Here is a 19,351-nt window from a genome sequence, read left to right as displayed (position 1 = left end):
CCGGTGCGTCGTCAGCTCCCTGTGAACCGCAGCAAGGCGGCTCATTGCCAACAAATGTTAACAGGAAGCAGGGGAAATGGGCCCGGCCGTGGGCACCTTCCATGGGGACGCAACTCCCGGGGGTAGGACCGCTGCGCGCGAGCCACCCATCACTCGATGGCGCCGCCCGTGGTGCGGATATCGTCGCCCGCCGCCAGCGCGGCGCGCAGCGCCAGCCTCACCGCATCCACCTGCGTGGTCAAGGGCGTGTGGCTGAGCGCTGGAACATGCACAAAGCCGCAGCGCGGCGGCCTGGCCTGGGTGCTGGCCCAGTGCATCAAGCCATAAAACACATGGTTGCAGACGTAGGTGCCGGCGGTCTGGGACACCTCGGCACCCAAACCGGCAGCCTGAAGCTCGGACACCATGCGTTTGATGGGCAGGGTGCTGAACAGGCCCGCTGGTCCACCGGGCACCACCGGGCTGTCCACAGGTTGTTGCCCGGCGTTGTCGGGGATGCGGGCATCGTCGACGTTGATCGCAATTCGCTCGACAGAGAACACGGGCCTGCTGGCCGCCAGCCCCAGGCACAACACCACCGACCAGTCACGCAAGCGCAACTGCGCGCGCAGCAAGTCCAGCGACGCCCCAAAGACGCACGGCAACACGACACCAGTCACGTCGTGGCCACCCACACGTTGCCCGTTCAACGCCGTCACCACCTCCGCGGCTGGGTTGACGAGGTCACCCCCGAAGGGCTCGAAGCCCGTGAGCAACACGCCTGTCATTGCGGCAGCCCGAAGCCACCGCCGCCGGGGGTGTGGATCTCAAAGATGTCGCCTTCGGCCATCTCGGCCGAGCCGATGTGGGCCAGCGCCTCCACCCGACCATCAGCACGCACGACGCGGTTGATGCCGGGCGAACCGGGCTGCCCGCCGGCCTGGCCGAAGGCCGGGTGCACACGGCCGTTGGACAGGATGCTGGCGGTCATGGGCTCCAGAAAGCGCACGCGGCGCACGCCGCCGTCGCCGCCCTTCCAGCGCCCTGCACCACCCGAACCGGCGCGCACGGCGTAGCTCTCCAGCCGCACCGGGAAGCGGAATTCCAGCACCTCGGGATCGGTCAGGCGCGAGTTGGTCATATGGGTCTGCACAACACTGGTGCCGTCAAAGCCCCCGACGACACGGCCCGCGTCGTCGAACACGCCACCCGCACCGCTGCCGCCCGAAATGGTTTCGTAGTACTGGTGCCGCGCGTTGCCGAAGGTGAAGTTGTTCATGGTCGGCTGGCCGCCGGCCATCACACCCAACGCACCAAAGAGGGCGTTGGTGATACAGGTGGAGGTTTCCACGTTGCCCGCCACCACCGAGGCCGGCGGGTTGGGGTTGAGCATAGAGCCTGGCGGGATGATGACCTTCAGCGGCTTCAGGCACCCGGCATTGAGCGGGATGTCGTCGTCCACCAGCGTGCGGAACACGTACAGCACCGCCGCCATGCACACCGCCGTGGGGGCGTTGAAGTTGTTGGTCTGCTGCGCGCTGGTGCCACTGAAGTCAATCTCTGCGCTGCGCTCGGCCACGTTCACACGCACCGCCACGCTGATCTGCGCGCCGTTGTCCAGCGGCAAGGTGAACTGGCCGTTTTTAAGCCGTGTGATGACGCGGCGCACCGACTCCTCGGCGTTGTCCTGCACGTGGCCCATGTAGGCCAGCACCACATCCAGCCCAAACTGCGTCACCATCTTGCGCAGCTCCTGCACGCCCTTTTCGTTGGCGGCGATCTGCGCCTTGAGGTCGGCCATGTTCTGCTGTGGGTTGCGGCTGGGGTAGGCCCCACTTTGCAGCAAGGCGATCATTTCGGCCTCGCACAAGTGCCCCTGGTCCACCAGCTTGACGTTGTTGATCTGCACGCCCTCTTCTTCGATGCGGGTGGAGAACGGCGGCATGGAGCCCGGCGTGCTGCCACCGATGTCGGCGTGGTGGCCACGCGACCCGACATAAAACGTGGGCTGTGCTTCGTCGCCAATGTAGACCGGCGTGATCACCGTCACATCGGGCAGGTGGGTGCCGCCGTGGTAGGGGTCGTTGAGCACATACACATCGCCTGGTTTCATGCGCCCGGCGTTCTCCCGTATCACGGTCTTGATGCTCTCGCCCATGGAGCCCAGGTGCACCGGCATGTGCGGCGCGTTGGCGATCAGGTGGCCTTCGCTGTCGAACAGCGCGCAACTGAAGTCCAAGCGCTCCTTGATGTTGACCGAGTACGCCGTGTTCTGCAGTTGCAGGCCCATCTGCTCGGCGATGTTCATGAAGAGGTTGTTGAACACCTCCAGCAGCACCGGGTCGGCGGTGGTGCCCACGGCGTAGGTCTGGGCGCGGGCCACGCGGCGCTCCAGCAGCAGGTGGTCGCGTTCGGTCAGGCGTGCCACCCAGCCAGGCTCCACCACCGTGGTGGCGTTTTTCTCGGCAATGATGGCCGGGCCGGCAATTTCGTCGCCGGGGCGCAGGTCTTCGCGCACCACCAGGGCGGCGTCGAACCAGGCGCCTTCGCTGTAGAGACGCACGGTGTCGCGCTTTGGAAATGCGCGTTGCGGCTGCAGCGCCAGCATGGGTTCGGCCGGCGCGTCGCCCGCCAACACGGCCTCCACCGAAACGGCCTCCACCACCAGCGGCTTACCGGTCATGAGGAAGGCAAAACGCTGGCGGTAGGCGGCCTCAAACGCGAGCTGCATCGCAGCCACGTCGTCGGCAAATGCCACCACCAGCGCCGAATCGCTGCCCGCGTAGCGCACGTGCACGCGGCGGTGCACCGCGATGGCACCATCGCCAATGGCCTGTTGCTTCAGTTCGGTGCGCGCCTCGGTGGCCAGGGCCTCCAGCTGCGCGGCAATGCCCGGCAGTGCCTCGGGCGACAACGGCGCCTCCACCGCCTGTTCGCGCATCACTGTCTGATCGGCCAGGCCCATGCCGTAGGCACTGAGCACGCCGGCCAGCGGGTGCACCAGCACACGTGTCATGCCCAGGGCGTCGGCCACCAGGCAGGCGTGTTGCCCACCGGCGCCGCCAAAACACTGCAAGGTGTAGCGCGTCACATCGTAGCCACGCGCCACCGAAATCTTTTTGATGGCGTTGGCCATCTGCTGCACGGCGATGCGAATGAAGCCGTCGGCCACGTCCTCAGGGGTGCGGCCGGTCTGCGCGGCCAGTTCGGCAAACCTGGCGCGCACCACGTCGGCGTCCAGCGCCTCGGTTGCGGTGGGGCCAAACACCTTGGGAAACCAGGCGGGTTGCACCTTGCCCACCATCACGTTGGCATCGGTCACGGCCAGCGGGCCGCCGCGCCGGTAGCTGGCTGGGCCAGGGTTGGCGCCCGCACTCTCGGGACCTACACGAAAACGCGAACCGTCAAACGCTAGGATGGAGCCACCGCCTGCGGCGACGGTGTGGATGCTCATCATGGGCGCGCGCATGCGCACACCGGCCACCTGGGTTTCAAACTCGCGCTCAAAGCTGCCCGCGTAGTGGCTCACGTCGGTGCTGGTGCCGCCCATGTCAAAACCGATGACCTTGGGTTGATCCGCAATCTCCGCTGTCCGGGCCATGCCCACAATGCCACCGGCCGGGCCACTGAGGATGGCGTCCTTGCCCTGGAAGCGGTGGGCGTCGGTGAGGCCACCGGAGGACTGCATGAAGTACAGCGGCACCCCCGGCATCTCGCTGGCCACCTGCTCCACATAACGGCGCAGGATGGGCGAGAGGTAGGCATCCACCACGGTCGTGTCGCCACGGCTCACGAACTTCATCAGCGGGCTGGTGGCGTGCGAGGTGCTGACCTGGGTGAAGCCGACTTCGCGCGCCAGCTCGGCAGCGCGCGCCTCGTGTGCGGTGTAGCGGTAGCCGTGCATGAAGACGATGGCCACGCTGCGCAGGCCGGCGTCGAAGGCGGCCCACAGGCGCTCACGCAGGTGGGCTTCGTTCAAGGGTTCGATGGGTTCGCCATGTGCCCCCACGCGCTCCTGCGCTTCGATCACGCGGGTGTACAGCAGCTCGGGCAAGACAATGTGGCGGTCAAACAGGCGCGGGCGGTTTTGGTAGGCAATGCGCAGCGCATCACGAAAGCCGCGCGTTGTGATCAGCAGCGTGGGCTCGCCCTTGCGCTCCAGCAGCGCGTTGGTGGCCACGGTGGTGCCCATCTTCACGCATTCCACCTGCGCCGGCGTGACCACCTCGCCGGGCGCCAGGCCCAGCAGGTGGCGTATGCCGGCCACCGCCGCGTCGCGGTATTGCTCGGGGTTTTCGCTCAACAGCTTGTGTGTCAACAACGAACCATCGGGCCGTTTGGCCACGATGTCGGTGAAAGTGCCGCCACGGTCTATCCAGAACTGCCAGCGGGAGGTGGTGTGTGTGGTCATAGGGATGCGGCGGATCGGGCCGCCTGGTCGTAAATGCCGGAGAGCACGCGCAACAGACGCGCGAGTTCGCCGATGTCGTGGTTGAGCGCGTCGTCAGCACGCAGGGCGTTGATGAGGCAGTCCTCGCGGATTTCGCGGTAGCGCTCCACAAAAGCCCGCCCCTGCTCGGTGGGGCCGTAGGTCACTTCCTTGCCGTTCTTGCTGGACACCACCACACCCAGGCCTTGCAGCTTTTTGAGCGAGTAGTTGATGAGGTGGGTGTCTTCCACGTTCATGATGAAACACAGGTCGGCCAGGCGCTTGTCGCGCGCGCGGTGCGTCACGTGGTGCAGCACCAGCACGTCCAAAGGGGTGAGATCGCGCAGGCCGGCCGCACTCATGCAGTGCACGATCCAGCGGTGAAAGGCGTTGCCGGCCACGATGAGGCCAAATTCGAACTCGCTCATTTCGGCGCTGCGCGGCGACACCAGGTGCGCCGACGAGACGATGGGCACGGAATCTGCTCGTGTGGATTTGCGGGTCGAGGCCATGCCGGCGAGTCTAGTTATTTCACCAACAAATTGCCAACATTTTGTTGACATCAAGGGAAAATACGGAGCACACTGGCCCGCCACGCAGCTACATTCTGTGACGTCGGCGATGCCACCGAACACACACTTCACCCCATCCTTTTCTGGAGCCCTCATGAAGCGTCGCCTGTTCTCTGCCACCCTGCTTGCCTCGGCCATGGCCCTAGGCGCTGCCGCCCAAGCACAAACCAAGTGGGACCTGCCTGCCGCCTACCCGGCCACCAACTTCCACAGCCAGAACCTGGTCGAATTCGCCAACGACGTGGACAAGGCCACGGGCGGCAAACTCAAGATCACGGTGCACCCCAACGCAGCCCTGTTCAAGGCGCCCGAAATCAAACGTGCGGTGCAGGGCGGGCAGGCGCAGATCGGCGAAATCCTGCTGGTGAACTACCAGAACGAATGGCAAATGTTCGGCGCCGATGGCCTGCCCTTCCTGGCCGACAGCTACGACACCTCGATGAAGCTGTACCAGGCACAAAAGCCGCTGCTGGAGAAGAAACTGGCCGAACAGGGCATGTCGCTGCTGTACGCGGTGGCCTGGCCGCCACAAGGCATTTACGTCAAGAAGACCATCGCATCGGCCGCCGACCTCAAGGGTGTGAAGTGGCGCGCGTACAGCCCGGCCACGGCCCGCATCGCCGAACTGGTGGGCGCACAACCCGTCACCGTGCAAGCGGCCGAACTGTCGCAGGCCATGGCCACGGGCGTGGTGGAGAGCTACATGTCCTCGGGCTCCACCGGCTTTGACACCAAGACCTACGAGCACATCAAGAACTACTACGACACCCAGGCCTGGCTGCCCAAGAACGCGGTCATCGTCAACAAAAAGGCGTTTGACGCGCTCGACAAACCCACACAAGACGCCGTGCTCAAGGCCGCCGCCGACGCTGAAGTGCGCGGTTGGAACGCGTCGAAAAAGGTCAACGTGGAGTCGCTGGACAAGCTCAAGGCCAATGGCATGACCATCCACACACCGTCCGCGCAGCTCAAGGCCGACATGCAAAAGGTGGGCGAAACCATGCTCAAGGAATGGCTGGACAAAGCCGGCCCCGAAGGCCAGGCGCTGATGGGCGCGTACCGCAAGTAAGCGGCGCGCCAACGCGGCCACGGCACACAGCAGCCCGGAACACCCCCGGGCTGTTTTTTTGCAAGGATGACCCGGATGAGAAAACTGCTTGACGCTTTGTACGATGGCGCCGCCTGGCTGGCCGCGCTGTTCATGATCGGTGTGCTGTTGATGGTGCTGCTGTCCATCGTCAGCCGCCTGTTGCACTTTCACGTGCCCGGCACCGATGCCTACGCCGGCTACGCCATGGCGGGCGCGGGTTTTCTGGCCCTGGCGCACACGCTCAAACGCAATGAACACATCCGCGTCACGCTCATTCTGGGCAAGTTGCGGGGCAAGGCCAAACGCGCCCTGGAGCTGTGGTCGCTGAGCGCGGCCGTGCTGCTGGCCGGGTTGTTCGCCTTTTATTCGGTGCGTCTGGCTTGGCAATCGCACCAATTCCACGACATCTCCACCAGCAACGACGCCACCCCGCTGTGGATTCCCCAAATCATGATGGCCGTGGGCACGGCGGTGCTGTTCATCGCCTTCATCGACGAGTGGGTGCTGGAACTGCGCGGACAGCGCCACAACAACGAAGGCCAGGAGACCCACCATGAATGACATGGCCATCACCGCGCTGTTGATCGTCACCCTGTTTGCCCTGCTCGGCAGCGGCGTGTGGATTGGCCTCACCTTGGCAGGCGTGGCGTGGATCGGCATGGAGCTGTTCTCCAGCCGGCCGGCCGGCGACGCAATGGCCGTGACCATCTGGGGCAGCGCCAGCAGCTGGACGCTGACCGCGCTGCCGCTGTTTGTGTGGATGGGTGAAATTCTGTTCCGCACCAAGCTGTCGGAGAGCATGTTCCGGGGCCTGGCGCCGTGGGTGAACGCCCTGCCAGGCCGGCTACTGCACACCAACATCATTGGCAGCACCATCTTCGCGGCGGTCTCGGGCTCATCGGCCGCCACCTGCGCCACCATCGGCAAGATGACGGTGCCCGAACTCACCCGGCGCGGCTACCCGGCCGAAAAAATTGTCGGTTCGCTGGGCGGCGCCAGCACCCTGGGCCTGCTGATCCCGCCGTCCATCATCATGATCGTCTATGGTGTGGCGGCCGAGGTGTCGATTGCCAAACTGTTTGTGGGCGGCGTGTTGCCGGGGCTGATGCTGGCCGCGCTGTTCAGCGGGCACCTGATGGTCTGGGCGCTGCTCAACCCCAACAAAGTGCCCAAGGCCGATGCCAGCATGACGCTGGCGCAGAAGTTGGCCGAATCGCGCCACCTGATCCCGGTGGTGTTGCTGATCGCTGGCGTGATTGGCTCCATTTACACCGGCATTGCCACGGCCACCGAAGCCGCCGCCATCGGCGTGGTGGGTGCGCTCATCCTGTCGGCCGCGCAAGGCTCGCTCAACTGGGGCTCCTTCAAAGAATCGTTGCTGGGCGCCACACGGCTGTACTGCATGATTGCGCTGATCCTGGCGGGCGCGGCCTTCCTCACGCTGTCCATGGGTTACATCGGCCTGCCACGCCATCTGGCCGAGTTCGTCACCGGCCTGAACCTCTCGCCCGGCGTGTTGCTGATCGCGCTGGCGCTGTTCTACATCCTGCTGGGTTGTTTCCTCGATGGCATTTCCATGATCGTGTTGACCATGGGGGTGATCCTGCCCACGGTCACGGCCGCCGGCATTGACCTGATCTGGTTCGGCATCTTCATCGTCATCGTGGTGGAAATGGCGCAGATCACACCGCCCGTGGGCTTCAACCTGTTTGTGCTGCAAGGCATGACGAAGCGCGACATCACCTGGATCGCCAAGGTATGCATGCCCTACTTCTTCATCATGGTGCTGGCGCTGTTGCTGCTGTGGTGGTTTCCGGGCGTCGTCACCTGGATGCCCAGCCGGATGTAGGCCCCCACGCTCCGCCGCTGCGCAGGTCGCTGCCCCCAGGGGGGCGCGGCCTTGCTTGGGGCGGCCCGGCGCAGCGGCCCCGGGCAGCTCGTTAAGATAAGCGCCCCGCCTACCCCGGCGGGGCATTTTTTTGTTGCAAGGATTCGTGTGTTCAAGAACGTGATGGTGTACCGCCTGGGCGCAGAGTCGCTGCCCACGCTGGACGAGATGGAAGACGCGCTGGCGCAGGCACGTTTTGTCGAATGTGGCGCCTCGCAGGAAATGTCCATGGGCTGGGCCGTGCCGCGGGGCAAAGAACACGGCGCCCTGGTCGAATCCATCGCCGGCCAGCGCATCCTCAAATTCACGGTCGAAACCAAATCGGTGCCATCCACCGTGGTGCGGCGCAAGGCGGACGAGGAAATCGCCCGCATTGAGGCCACCACCGGACGCAAACCGGGAAAAAAGGAGACCCGCGATCTGCGCGAAGACGCCAAACGCGCCCTGCTGCCACAGGCGTTCAGCAAAGTGTCCAGCGTGTGGGTGTGGCTGGACGCGGAGCAGGATTTGCTGATCCTGGACGCTGGCAGCCAGTCGCGTGCGGATGCGGTGATCACCGCCTTGGTGGAGGCGGTGCCCGGTGTGGCCCCCCGCCTCTACAACACCCAGCGCACACCCCAAAGTGCCATGGCCCAGTGGCTGGCCGAGGGGGAAGCCGATGGCGCTTTCCAGATCGAACAGGAATGCGAACTCAAGTCCAGCGGTGAAGACCGCGCGGTGGTCAAGTACACCCGCCACACGCTGGACATCGACGAAGTCAAACAGCACATCGCACAGGGCAAGCTGCCCACCAAGCTGGCGCTCAACTGGCAAGGGCGTGTGGCCTTCACGCTGACGGAGTCGATGACGCTCAAAAAAGTGGGCCTGCTGGAAACCGTGTTCGAAGGTACGTCCAAAGAAAAGGAAGACAACTTCGACGCCGACGTGGCCATCAGCACCGGCGAACTCGGGCAGCTCATCCCCGAACTGGTGGAGGTGTTGGGCGGCGAGTTGCTGGAATTTGGCACCACACCTGCCGGTGTTGCCAGCGCTGGCGGTGCTGCCGGCACCGTCACCACCGGCCGCGCGCACCAGGCCACGGCGGCCGACCTGGCCACAGCCGACGACGGCAGCGCCCCGTTCTGAACGCTTGACACCCCGCAAGCCACATGAACCACGCACTGGCCATTTGTTTTGGGGCGTGTGTGGGTGCGCTGGCGCGCTGGCAGTTGGGCCTGTGGCTCAACCCCGGTGCGGCCCTGCCATGGGGCACCCTCGCCGCCAACTGGATCGGCGCCTACGCCGTTGGCCTGGCCGTGGTGTTCTTCCAGGCCCACGCCGGCATGGACCCGGCCTGGCGCCTGCTCATCGTCACCGGCCTGCTGGGCGCGCTGACCACCTTCTCCACCTTTTCAGCCGAGGCCATTGTGTTGTTGCAGCAAGCGCGTGTGGCCACCGCGTTGCTGCACACAGGCCTGCACCTGTTCGGCTCGCTGCTGCTGGCGTGGCTGGGGGTGCTTACGGGGCAGGCTTGGTGGGGCAAGCTGGGTTGATCATCCTCCGCCCCGCTGCATGTACAAGTCAAAGCGCTTCATGAACGCCTGCCGGGCTGCTTCGTCCACACCCTGAAAGTCGAACACCACATGCAGGCGCGGCATCCGCATGAGCGCGATGACACGCGGCGCACCCTCACGCCAACCGATGCTCAGCGATCCGTTGCCCACCGTGGCCAACACCACGGCACCCTCCTGTTGCCACGGCACATCGCCCATGGCGGCCGGCAGGGCGCGCAGCCATTCGGCTTCGGTGCAACCCATGTCGCGCTCCATGTGCGCTGGGTAGTGTGCAAACATGCGAGCCTGTTTCAGCCGCCGGCAATGGGTGGCCAGATGGCCAGCACATCACCGTCGTTCAGCGTGGTCGAGCCGCGCACCTCGGGCGCCACGTAGCGGCCGTTGACCAACACCAGGTGCACCAGCTTGGGTGGCAAGCCAAAGGGCTCGATGATGCGGGCGATGCTGTCGGTGGGCGCCACCTCCAGATCGAGCTGGTTGGCCCGCCGCGCTTCGGGCGGGAGGTAGTCGGTGAGAGTCGCAAACAATTTGAAGGTGATCTTCATACCCACCATCATGCCCTGCGACGGGTATCTTCAGCCCCGCTCCAGTGGCCTTGCGCCTGGGCAGCACCCAGGTAAGCGTCCATCAGGCGCGTGGGGTCGGCCAGCAGCTTGTCCTTCCAATCGCCCAGGTGCACCTGGCCCTCCACCAGGCCACGCATCACGCCCACGTGATCGGTCCAGCCCACGCTGTTGCACCCCACCAAAATATCGCCCTTGAACTGCAGGCTCAGGTGGCGGCCGGCGGCGGCATCGGTCAGCTCCACATGTTGGCCGCCGGGCACGCCTTCCCAGTTGCCAAAGCTGGTGGAGATCAGGCCCAGGGTGTCAAGCACGTTGATCTGGGTCACGCCTTTCAATTCGGCTTTCTGGCCCACCATGTTGAGCGCGGCCACACGCGCCTGCTCGGCGGCGTTGGGCTGGATGGCGCTGACGATGGTTTTGCCGCTGACCTTGTCGAAGGCTTCGGCACAGTCGCCGGCCGCATACACGCCGGGCACGTTGGTCTGCAGGTGTTCGTCGGTCAGCACACCCAGCAGGCAGGTGATGCCCGAGTCTTTCAGATAACCGATGGCCGGGCGCACGCCGGTGGCGCTGATGACCAGATCAGCCTCCACCGTGCGGCCGCCCGAGAGCTGCACCTTGAGCGGCGTGCCCGCTTGGATGGCCTCGACCTTGGTGCCGGTGAACACCTGCACACCTTGTGTTTCGCACCAGTCGCGGATCATGCCGCCGGCGGTGGGGCCCATCATGCGCGGCACCATGCGGTCGCCCATTTCCACCACGCTGAGCTGCACACCGCGCTGCTTGAGCGCTTCCATGATGATGCAGCCGATGAAGCCAGCGCCCATTTGCAGAACGCGCGCACCGGGCTGGGCCAGGCGGGCGATGGCGCGGGCGTCGTCCAGCGTCCAGCAGGGGTGCACACCCGCGCTGTCCATGCCGGGGATGGGCGGGCGCACCGGGTGCGAGCCGGTGGCGATCAGCAGCTTGTCGAAGCCCAGCGTCTGGCCGTTGTCCAGCGTGACGGTGCGTTTTGCGCTGTCCACCGCCGTGGCCTTGGCACGCACCTGGGTGATGCGCAGGCGCTCAAAGTGGTCGGCCGTTTTGCGCAGGTAGGTGCCGGGCTCGTCGATGTTGCCGATCAGCAGGTAGGGGATGGCCATGCGCGAGTACGGCGGCTCCGGCTCGTCGCCCACCAGGGTGATGGTGTCGGCAGGCGCGTGTTTGCGTAGGGTTTCGGCCGCGATGACACCGGCGGGGCCGGCGCCGAGGATGACGTGGTGGGTCATGAATCACTCCAGAAAGTGGAAGCGGCCCAGGCCCCATGGAGGACCGTGAGCCGCTTCGTGATGCGCGCTACCGCAAGATCAAGGGCAAGATCAAAGGCTCAGGCGCGCCTTGGTCTCGGCGGTCGGGCGACCCTCGCTGTCCCAGCCGCGCGCGGCATAGTACTTGGGCAGCATCTCGGGCAGCTTGCTGACCATGCCCTTGGAGCCACCGGTCTTGGCGGCTTCGGTGAGCAGGCGCTTGGGCAGCGAGTCGTCCTTGGCGGTGAAGCCGGCGGCGTTGTTGAACTCGCGTTCCATGTTCCAGATGCGCTCGCCGATCTTCTCCAGCTCTTCGGTGGTGTAGGCGTCGTCACACGCCGCTTGCAACTGGGGCGCCAGGTCGGGCAAGCTCCAGGCAAAGGTGGTGAAGATGCACAAGCCCGACGAGTCGAAAGCGGCGGTGGCATCCTGGAAGGCCTTCACCAGCTCTGGCTTGCCTTCGCTTTCGGTGGGCTCCGTCTTGACCGGGATGCCCAACACTTCCGATGCGATGGTGTAGCCCCGCAGGTGGCAGGCGCCGCGGTTGCTGGTGGCGTAGGCCAGGCCGATGCCCTGGATGGCGCGGCCGTCGTAGGCGGGGAATTCCTGGCCTTTGACGCTCATGGACAGGTCGGGGTGGCCATACTTGGCGGTCAGGCGCTTGGAGCCCTGGCCAATTTCCTTGCCAAAGCCCTCGCCCTTGGCGGTGATTTCAGCAAAGTAGGCCAAGGCCTGGGCCGAGCCAAACGGGGCCTCAATGCCCAACTGCTCCTTGGTGAGCACGCCCATTTCATACAGCTCCATCACCGCGCCCACGGTAGCGCCAAAGCTGATGGGGTCGAAGCCCTCTTCGTTGCACAAGAGGTTGGCGTATTGCAGCGCTTCCAGATCGTTCACGCCGTTGGCCGCGCCCAGCGCCCAGGCCGCTTCGTACTCCAGGCCGCCGCTGGCGCCCCAGTACTGCGGCTTGTTCTGCACGGTGAAGTGGCCTTCGTCCATCTTGCTGATGCGCCCGCAGGCGATGGTGCAGCCAAAGCAGGCCTGGTTGGTCACCAGGTGCTTCTTGCCATCGGTGGCGCGTGGCGTGGCCATGGCTTCGGCCGAGATGTCCTTGGCGCCTTCGAACTGCACGTCGCGGTGGTTGCGCGTGGGCAGGCCGCCGATTTCGTTGATGACGTTCATCAGCACCTGGGTGCCGTAGGCAGGCAGGCCCTGGCCGGTAACGGCGTTCTCGGCCAGGATCTTTTTCTTTTCCTTCGTGACCTGCATGAAGGCCTTGGGGTCACGCAGGTTGCCCACGCCCTTGGTGCCACGCACCGCAATGGCCTTGAGGTTTTTGCTGCCCATCACGGCACCCACACCCGAGCGGCCAGCCGCACGGTGCAGGTCGTTGACCACGGCGGCGTACAGCACACCCGTCTCACCCGACTTGCCGATGCTGGAGACGCGCAGCAGCGGATCTTGCAGGCTGGTCTTGAGCGCCTCTTCGGTTTTCCAAACGCTCTGGCCCCACAGGTGGCCGGCATCGCGCAGTTCGACGGTGTCGTCGTTGATGTAGAGGTAAACCGGCTTTGGGCTCTTGCCCTCAAAGATGATCATGTCCCAGCCGGCCATTTTGAGCTCAGCGCCCCAGTAGCCGCCCGAGTTGGAGCAGGCGATGGCGCCGGTCAGCGGCCCTTTGGTGATGACGGTGTAGCGCCCGCCGGTGGACGCCATGGTGCCGGTCAGCGGGCCGGTGGCCCAAATGATCTTGTTGTCCGGCGACAACGGATCGACCTTCGGGTCGATTTCGCTGATCAGGTATTTGCTGCCCAGCCCGCGCGAGCCGATGTAGGCGCGCGCCCAGTCCATGCGCAGCGGCTCCACGGCCACGGTGCCGGCGGTCAGGTTGACACGGAGGATTTTTCCAGCCCAAGACATGATGGTTCTCCTTAAGCGGCGGAAGGCTGGTTACCCAGCTTGTCGGCCCACTGCTGCATCTTGCTGATGCCGGTCCAGTTGGCGTCGATGAAGGTGATGGCGCCGGTGGGGCAGGCGTCGGCGCAGGCAGGTTCGCCACCGCACAGGTCGCACTTCTGCACCTTGCCGGTTTCCTGCACGTAGTTCACCGTGCCAAACGGGCAGGCGATGGTGCAGACCTTGCAACCCACACAGGTGGTTTCGTTCACCACCTTGGCGCCGGTGAGCTTGTCCACCGTGATGGCCTCCACCGGGCAGGCGTGCAGGCACCAAGCCTCGTCGCACTGGGTGCAGGTGTAGGGCACTTTTTTGCCGGTGTGGTGGAAGTCAAAGACCTTGATGCGCGATTTGGAGGTGGCGTAGGTGCCGTAGTTCTCGAAGGAACACGCCATTTCGCACTGCAAACAGCCGGTGCATTTGTCCGGGTTGATGTGCAGGACTTTCTGCATGAGAGGTCTCCTGGTTGGGTGGCAGCGAACCGCACCACTTATGCGCCGCTGTGCCTATGAACTTGATTGCACAAGCAATGTAAAAAACCCTCGCCCGAACACCCTTGGGGTAAACCCGAAAACCGCGTCGCCGCCCACAGAAATTCTCAAACTGAGACAGCCGGTCGCGCCAACAGACATCCGAGCGACTTGCTCAGGCTTGCGTCAACACCCACAATCGCGCAGCCAGCCGAACGCCAGCCACGCCCCCATGACCCCTTCGCCTACTGCCTCCCACGCCGAAGCCGCCCGCCTGGGGCACATTGCGCTGGCACGGCAGGCGGTGTTGGTGGAAGGGAGCTGGGCACCACACATCGAACCGTGGATACAGCGCTCTTGGCAGCGCTGTCTGGCCATTGGTCAGCGCGCTCAGGATCGCGTGCACTTTGACGCGGTGAGCGCGGCCGACATGCGGCGCATCAGTGATATCAACCAACCCCTGATACGCGCCGCCCAGCCGACACTGCACAAGCTGGCCCGCGCCATGGCCGACACGCGCTACTTCGCCATCCTCACCAACGCCCAGGGCATCGTGGTCACGGTGGACGGCCCCATCGACCCAGGAGAGCCTCGCGCCATGGCCATTGCCCGTGTGGGGGTCGATCTGTCGGAACAGGCGGTGGGCACCACCGCCATCGGTGCCGCGCTGGCCGAGCAACAGCCGGTGTGGTTGCACCGGGGCGAACATTTTTTTGAGGTCAACCGCCACTACAGCTGCGCCGGTGCCCCCGTGTGGGGGCCTCAGGGGGCGTGTGTGGGAATGCTTGACCTCACGGGTGTGGACGTGGCTGAACGCCCCGCCCTCAAACACCTGGTCACCCGCTCTGCGCGCAGCATTGAAAACGCACTGACGCTGGCGCAACCCCACGCCGTTTTGTTGCGTTTGGCCTGGCCCGGTCAGGCCTTTGGCGACGAAAGTGACGGGCTGGTCTGTGTGGACGCCGACGGCTTTGTGGTGGGACGCAACCATGCCGCCAGCGACATGCTCGCCCTGTCGCCAGCCGTCCCACAGCCACATTGCGCCGACCTGTTTGCCCTGCCTTGGGAACATCTGTTCGATGCCGCTCGCGCCCGCCGCCCCGCTGGCGAGCAGCCGCTGTGGTCGGGGTTGCGCCTGCAGGTGCTGGCCAGCCTCAACGGCGACGCAGCCGAACCGCTGTCGCACAGCGCCCCACACCACCCGCCCGCACCTGGCGCCGCACTCAAGGACATCGAAACCGCCCTGATCAAACAGGCGGTGCAGGCGGCACGTGGCAACGTGATGGAAGCGGCCCGCGCCCTGGGTATCAGCCGGGCCACGGTGTACCGCAAGCTCGGGCGGCGCGGCTGAGGGTCCGGCCCAGAGCCACCGGTGGGCGCGAGTTCTTGGGCGCCAGTTTTCGGTGCCCGCGTTATAATGCCGGGTTATCTGCACAGCCGGCCCGCATCCGCTTCCCGCCCGAGATGCCACCACCGCCACGCCAACGGTGGTCTGCCCCATGCGCAGCGCTGAGACCTGTTTCGCTCAGCGCCACCAGACATCCCACGGAACAAGCACACGAAGGAGCCACATGGCCAAGGAAGAACACATTGAAATGAGCGGCAAGGTCACCGAGGTCCTGCCCGACACCCGCTTTCGCGTCACGCTGGACAACGGCCACGAGCTGATCGCCTATTCGGCTGGCCGCATGAAGAAAAACCACATCCGCATCCTCGCGGGCGACAAGGTGTCGCTGGAAATGTCGCCCTACGACCTGACCAAGGGCCGCATCACCTTCCGCCACATCGAAGGCCGCGGCCCTTCGACCCCCGGCCCACGCCGGCGCTAAGCCGATTCACTGCGCACGAACGCGTGCGCCTGCGGGCTGATGCGCAGCAACTGCGCGTCATCAAAAAAGCGGGCCACTGGCACATCGGCCAGCACCCGGCCCCGCTCCAGATAGACCACCCGGCTGGCGAGGCGTTTCACCTGGCCCAGGTTGTGGCTGGCAAACACCAGTGTCATGGGCTGACCGGCGTGTCCGGCAGCAAATTCGGCAATCAAAGCCTCCACCTCGCGCTTGGCGTGCGGGTCCAGGCTGGCGGTGGGTTCGTCCAGCAGCAGTGCCTGCGGCTGCCGGGCCCAGGCCCTGGCCAGGGCCAGCCGCTGTTGCTGTCCGCCCGACAATTCCCTGCCCCGGCGCTGAGCCAAGTCGGCCATGCCCGTGCGCTGCAACGCTTCCAGGGCACGCACTTTGGCGTCGCGCCATGGCACGCCGGCCAGCCAAAGCCCCAGCGCCACGTTGTTGCGCGCGCTGGTGCGCAACAGAAACGGCCGCTGGAACAACATGGCCTGCGCATGCGAGGGCGGTACAAGGGCGCGGCCTTCGCTGGGTGGCAGCAGGCCATTGAGCACACGCAGCAGGCTGCTTTTGCCGCTGCCATTGGCCCCCACCAGCGCCACACGTTCGCCGGCGTGGATGTGCAAACTCACATCCTGCAGCGCCCGCACCCGGCCCAGCACCACGCACACCCGCTCCAGTTCGAACAAGGGCTTCATGCGATCCACCCCGCGCCCAGGTCGGCGGGCGACGACGCGGGGGCGCCTCGCTCACGCCAGCGCCGCAACGCCGACACGAGCGCATTGAGCAGCAGCATCACCGCCAGCAACACCAAGCCCAGGCCCAGCGCCAGCGGCAAGTCGCCTTTGCTGGTTTCCAGCGCGATGGCCGTGGTCATCACGCGGGTGAAGCCATCGATGTTGCCGCCCACGATCATGACCGCCCCCACCTCTGAGATGGCACGGCCAAAAGCGGTGATGGCCACGGTCAGCAGCGTGTAGCGCTCGTCCCAGGCCAGCAGCAGGCAACGCAGCAGCGGGCGCGCACCCAGCGAAGTCAGTTGTTCGCCGTGCTGGCGCTCGGCGTCGGCAACCACCTGCCGCACCAGCGCCGTGACCACCGGCAACACCAGAATGGCCTGGGCCAGCACCATGGCCTTGAAGCTGAACAGCCACCCCAAAAAGCCCATTGGCCCGGTGCGCGACAGCAGCAGGTACACCACCAAACCCACCACCACCGAGGGCACGGCCAGCCAGGTGTTGAGCAGGGTGAGCACCAGCTCGCGCCCGCGAAACCGCGCTGTGCCCAGCCAGGCACCCAGCACCAGGCCCACGCCGCCCGCGACCAGACAGGCACTGGCACTGACCGCAAGCGAGCGCCCCACCACCACCCACAAGGCGGGATCGAAGGAGACCACCAACGAGAGCGCGGTCCAGAGGCTGTCGGCGAATGTGTTCATGGGCAGGGTCACAAGCAGCCGCGATGCTAGACGCAGGACAGCGCGTCACCGTGCGAGGCGGTGAACGTATGCAACGTCATTCATACGTGGCGACTGCGGCACACTCGCGCCATGCGAAAAATCGCCCTCAGCTACCAACTCAGCGCCCAACGCGAGCGCGACACCCTGATTCGCAACCCCCTGATGGATTTGTTGCAGGCGGTGCGCACAGAGGGGTCGATATCCGGCGCGGCACGTGCACTGGACCTGTCGTACCGCCACGTGTGGGGCCAACTCAAAACCTGGGAACAGACGGTTGGCCAAGCCTTGATCGTGTGGGAGCGCGGGCAATCCGCCCAGCTCACACCTTTTGCCGACAAGCTGCTGTGGACCGAGCGCCTGGCGCAAGCCCGGCTGGCGCCCCAGATCGAAGCCCTGCGTGCCGAGCTGGAACGCACCCTGGCCCTGGCGTTTGACGAAGCCAGCCACGTGCTGAGTCTGTACGCCAGCCACGACGACGCCCTGCCGCTGCTGCTGGACCATGCCACCACGGCCCAGCTGCACCTCGACATCCGCTTTTGTGGCAGCGTGGACGCGATCCGCGCGCTCAACGAAGGCCGCAGCGTGTTGGCGGGTTTTCATGTGCGCGAAAAACCCGCCAACAACAGCCTGGCAGCCCAGGCCTACCGCCACCTGCTGCAACCCGGCCAGCACAAGCTGATCGGTTTTGCGCGCCGCACACAGGGCCTGATCGTTGCGCCCGGCAACCCGCTCAAGATCGACAGCCTGCGCCGCGCCGCACACTGGCGCGCGCGATTTGTGAACCGCGCGCTGGGCACGGGCACGCGGGTGCTGCTCGACGAATTGTTGGCAGAGGCGGACCTGACACCCGCCCAGCTGAGCGGCTACGAACGCAACGAACCCTCACACGCCGCCGTGGCACAAGCGGTGGCCAGCGGCAGCGCCGACGTGGGCCTGGGCACCGAGGCGTCGGCGCGCAAGCTGGGCCTGGGTTTTGTGCCGCTGGCGCATGAAAACTACCACCTCGTCTGCCTCAAAAGCGCACTCGACCAACCCGCCGTGCGTGCGCTGCGCGACCTGCTGGAGGCACCCGCCTGGCAGGCGCTGCTGGCGGGCGTGCCCGGCTGCGAGCCACAGCTCAGCGGCAAGGTGCTGTCGCTGCGCGAGGCCCTGCCCTGGTGGGACCTGCCACCGCGCAAGACCAAGGCCTAAAAGGCCTCCTTTTCGGCTTCCAGATAGGCCAGGCTCACGTACTTGCCGATGTTGGATTCAAAGCCGTCCATGGTGGGCGCACGTTTGGCCACACGCGGGTCTTTGAGCACAGCGGCCCTGGCCACGTCCACAGGCTGCCCATCCTTGACGGCTTTCAGGCAGGGCTCGTAGATGCCGGCCATGAAGTCGCCGTAGTCTTTGAGCAGCGTCTTGCCAGCCTGCCCGTGGCCAGGCACCCACAACTGCTCGCCAGCGGCTTTCTGCAAAGCCTCGTAGTACTTGAAGGTGCCCACGTAGGAGCCATCGTCGATGTTGGCGATGCGGTTGCCCATGGCGATATCGCCCACATACGTGAGCTTGTCCTGCACCACCTCCACACACAGGTCGGACGGTGTGTGGGCCGTACCGTAGTGGTGCATGCGCAGCGTCACGTCGCCAAAGGTGTAGGTTTTGCCATTTTCGGTGGCCTGGTTGGGCGCCACCACCTGGGTGCCCAGAGTGGCCTGGTTGGTCCAGCGTTCCATCAGGCTGCGCCACAGGCTGCCCTCATGGCCCTTGATCTGCGCCATGGTGTGTGGCAACGCGTAAATGGGCAGTTGGGCGCCATAAGCCTCGGCAAAGGCGTGGTTGCCCAGCCAGTGGTCGCCGTGGTAGTGGCTGTTGAACACGGCGACCACCGGCTTGTCGGTCACGGTCTTGATCATGCGGATGGCCATGCGGCCGATCTGCACCGACGCGCCGGTGTCCAGCATCACCACGCCGGCCGATGTGACGACAAAAATGATGGAGGCCATCAGGCCCTGGTTTTCGGCGGTGGGAAAACCGTCCTTGGCGTACACCATCCAGACATGGGCCGAGAGCTGCACCGGTTTGACGTCAGGCACCGGCGGGCCGGCGATGAACTCCTGAACCTGCTGGGCAAACAGCCGCACTTCGGGCGTGGCCGCCAGGCCCACACCGGCCAGCGCGCCAGCACCCAGCCAGCGCCTGCGTGTGATGCCCGAAAGTTGACGTGTGGCCGGGGCCGAAAAATCGAAGGGTTGCATGCCTGGCTCCTGATGGGGTCAGGCC

General features: G+C 65.4%; 19 protein-coding genes. 8 read left to right on the top strand and 11 right to left on the bottom strand.

The window, feature by feature from the left end:
• Window positions 1-149: 149 nt before the first annotated feature.
• Genes pcp through ACFQU0_RS20860 form a run of 3 tightly spaced genes read right to left on the bottom strand, consistent with a single transcriptional unit; the run spans window position 150 to window position 4,920 of the window.
• Entirely contained in the window at window positions 150-767 is a 618-nt protein-coding gene (pcp, locus tag ACFQU0_RS20870; protein ID WP_382204036.1) for a pyroglutamyl-peptidase I, read from the bottom strand.
• Complete coding sequence (locus tag ACFQU0_RS20865) at window positions 764-4,390, bottom strand: hydantoinase B/oxoprolinase family protein (protein WP_382204034.1); 3,627 nt, start codon at window positions 4,388-4,390, stop codon at window positions 764-766. The genes pcp and ACFQU0_RS20865 overlap by 4 nt, the downstream gene beginning before the upstream one ends.
• Window positions 4,387-4,920: a winged helix DNA-binding protein gene (locus ACFQU0_RS20860; protein ID WP_382204033.1), complete on the bottom strand. Its 534-nt coding sequence runs from the start codon at window positions 4,918-4,920 to the stop codon at window positions 4,387-4,389. Before ACFQU0_RS20860 ends, ACFQU0_RS20865 begins: the two co-directional genes overlap by 4 nt.
• A 154-nt stretch (window positions 4,921-5,074) precedes the next feature.
• On the opposite strand from ACFQU0_RS20860, the gene ACFQU0_RS20855 reads away from it, so the two are divergent.
• The 5 genes from ACFQU0_RS20855 to crcB all read left to right on the top strand — a co-directional run bounded on the left by ACFQU0_RS20855 (window position 5,075) and on the right by crcB (window position 9,490).
• The gene (locus ACFQU0_RS20855) at window positions 5,075-6,049 is read left to right on the top strand and encodes a TRAP transporter substrate-binding protein (RefSeq protein ID WP_382204031.1); all 975 of its coding nucleotides are present in this window, start codon (window positions 5,075-5,077) and stop codon (window positions 6,047-6,049) included.
• Window positions 6,050-6,124: 75 nt separating this feature from the next.
• Window positions 6,125-6,631 (top strand): TRAP transporter small permease, encoded by a 507-nt coding sequence (locus tag ACFQU0_RS20850; RefSeq protein ID WP_382204029.1) that lies wholly within the window; start codon window positions 6,125-6,127, stop codon window positions 6,629-6,631.
• Window positions 6,624-7,919, top strand: coding sequence for a TRAP transporter large permease (locus tag ACFQU0_RS20845; protein ID WP_382204027.1), 1,296 nt, complete (start codon window positions 6,624-6,626; stop codon window positions 7,917-7,919). The genes ACFQU0_RS20850 and ACFQU0_RS20845 overlap by 8 nt, the downstream gene beginning before the upstream one ends.
• Window positions 7,920-8,066: 147 nt before the next feature.
• A complete protein-coding gene (locus ACFQU0_RS20840) occupies window positions 8,067-9,083 on the top strand; it encodes a recombination-associated protein RdgC (protein WP_382204025.1) in 1,017 nt (338 codons plus the stop codon).
• Between the two features lie 23 nt (window positions 9,084-9,106).
• Window positions 9,107-9,490, top strand: a complete 384-nt coding sequence (crcB, locus tag ACFQU0_RS20835) for a fluoride efflux transporter CrcB (RefSeq protein WP_382204023.1) — start codon at window positions 9,107-9,109, stop codon at window positions 9,488-9,490.
• On the opposite strand, the gene ACFQU0_RS20830 is transcribed toward crcB, so the two are convergent.
• From ACFQU0_RS20830 to ACFQU0_RS20810, 5 genes are all read right to left on the bottom strand, one after another.
• Entirely contained in the window at window positions 9,491-9,790 is a 300-nt protein-coding gene (locus ACFQU0_RS20830) for a hypothetical protein (RefSeq protein WP_382204021.1), read from the bottom strand.
• Between the two features lie 11 nt (window positions 9,791-9,801).
• Entirely contained in the window at window positions 9,802-10,056 is a 255-nt protein-coding gene (thiS, locus tag ACFQU0_RS20825; protein ID WP_382204019.1) for a sulfur carrier protein ThiS, read from the bottom strand.
• Between the two features lie 8 nt (window positions 10,057-10,064).
• The gene (locus ACFQU0_RS20820) at window positions 10,065-11,345 is read right to left on the bottom strand and encodes an NAD(P)/FAD-dependent oxidoreductase (RefSeq protein ID WP_382204018.1); all 1,281 of its coding nucleotides are present in this window, start codon (window positions 11,343-11,345) and stop codon (window positions 10,065-10,067) included.
• Window positions 11,346-11,435: 90 nt separating this feature from the next.
• Window positions 11,436-13,283, bottom strand: a complete 1,848-nt coding sequence (locus tag ACFQU0_RS20815; RefSeq protein ID WP_382204016.1) for an aldehyde ferredoxin oxidoreductase family protein — start codon at window positions 13,281-13,283, stop codon at window positions 11,436-11,438.
• 11 nt (window positions 13,284-13,294) lie between these two features.
• Window positions 13,295-13,771 carry a 4Fe-4S dicluster domain-containing protein gene (locus tag ACFQU0_RS20810; RefSeq protein WP_382204014.1) on the bottom strand — a complete coding sequence of 159 codons (477 nt, stop codon included), beginning with the start codon at window positions 13,769-13,771 and terminating at the stop codon, window positions 13,295-13,297.
• 250 nt (window positions 13,772-14,021) lie between these two features.
• Between ACFQU0_RS20810 and ACFQU0_RS20805 the strand changes: the two genes are divergently transcribed.
• Window positions 14,022-15,140 carry a helix-turn-helix domain-containing protein gene (locus ACFQU0_RS20805; protein ID WP_382204012.1) on the top strand — a complete coding sequence of 373 codons (1,119 nt, stop codon included), beginning with the start codon at window positions 14,022-14,024 and terminating at the stop codon, window positions 15,138-15,140.
• Window positions 15,141-15,360: 220 nt separating this feature from the next.
• A complete protein-coding gene (gene infA / locus ACFQU0_RS20800) occupies window positions 15,361-15,618 on the top strand; it encodes a translation initiation factor IF-1 (protein WP_382204010.1) in 258 nt (85 codons plus the stop codon).
• Here infA and ACFQU0_RS20795 read toward each other — a convergent pair.
• On the bottom strand, window positions 15,615-16,328 hold the full coding sequence (locus ACFQU0_RS20795) for an ATP-binding cassette domain-containing protein (RefSeq protein ID WP_382204008.1): 714 nt from the start codon (window positions 16,326-16,328) through the stop codon (window positions 15,615-15,617). The two genes, infA and ACFQU0_RS20795, sit on opposite strands and share 4 nt — an antisense overlap.
• Window positions 16,325-17,068, bottom strand: a complete 744-nt coding sequence (locus ACFQU0_RS20790; RefSeq protein ID WP_382204006.1) for an ABC transporter permease — start codon at window positions 17,066-17,068, stop codon at window positions 16,325-16,327. Before ACFQU0_RS20790 ends, ACFQU0_RS20795 begins: the two co-directional genes overlap by 4 nt.
• A gap of 111 nt (window positions 17,069-17,179) precedes the next feature.
• Here ACFQU0_RS20790 and ACFQU0_RS20785 point away from each other — a divergent pair, with 111 nt between their 5' ends.
• Complete coding sequence (locus tag ACFQU0_RS20785; protein WP_382204004.1) at window positions 17,180-18,280, top strand: substrate-binding domain-containing protein; 1,101 nt, start codon at window positions 17,180-17,182, stop codon at window positions 18,278-18,280.
• Here ACFQU0_RS20785 and ACFQU0_RS20780 read toward each other — a convergent pair.
• Window positions 18,277-19,326, bottom strand: coding sequence for an MBL fold metallo-hydrolase (locus tag ACFQU0_RS20780; protein WP_382204002.1), 1,050 nt, complete (start codon window positions 19,324-19,326; stop codon window positions 18,277-18,279). The two genes, ACFQU0_RS20785 and ACFQU0_RS20780, sit on opposite strands and share 4 nt — an antisense overlap.
• Window positions 19,327-19,351: the final 25 nt, after the last annotated feature.

Origin of the sequence: Hydrogenophaga defluvii (assembly GCF_042665235.1) — a bacterium.
Classification (GTDB): Bacteria; Pseudomonadota; Gammaproteobacteria; order Burkholderiales; family Burkholderiaceae_C; genus Hydrogenophaga; species Hydrogenophaga defluvii_A.
This window is presented reverse-complemented; position numbering and strand designations above follow the sequence as displayed.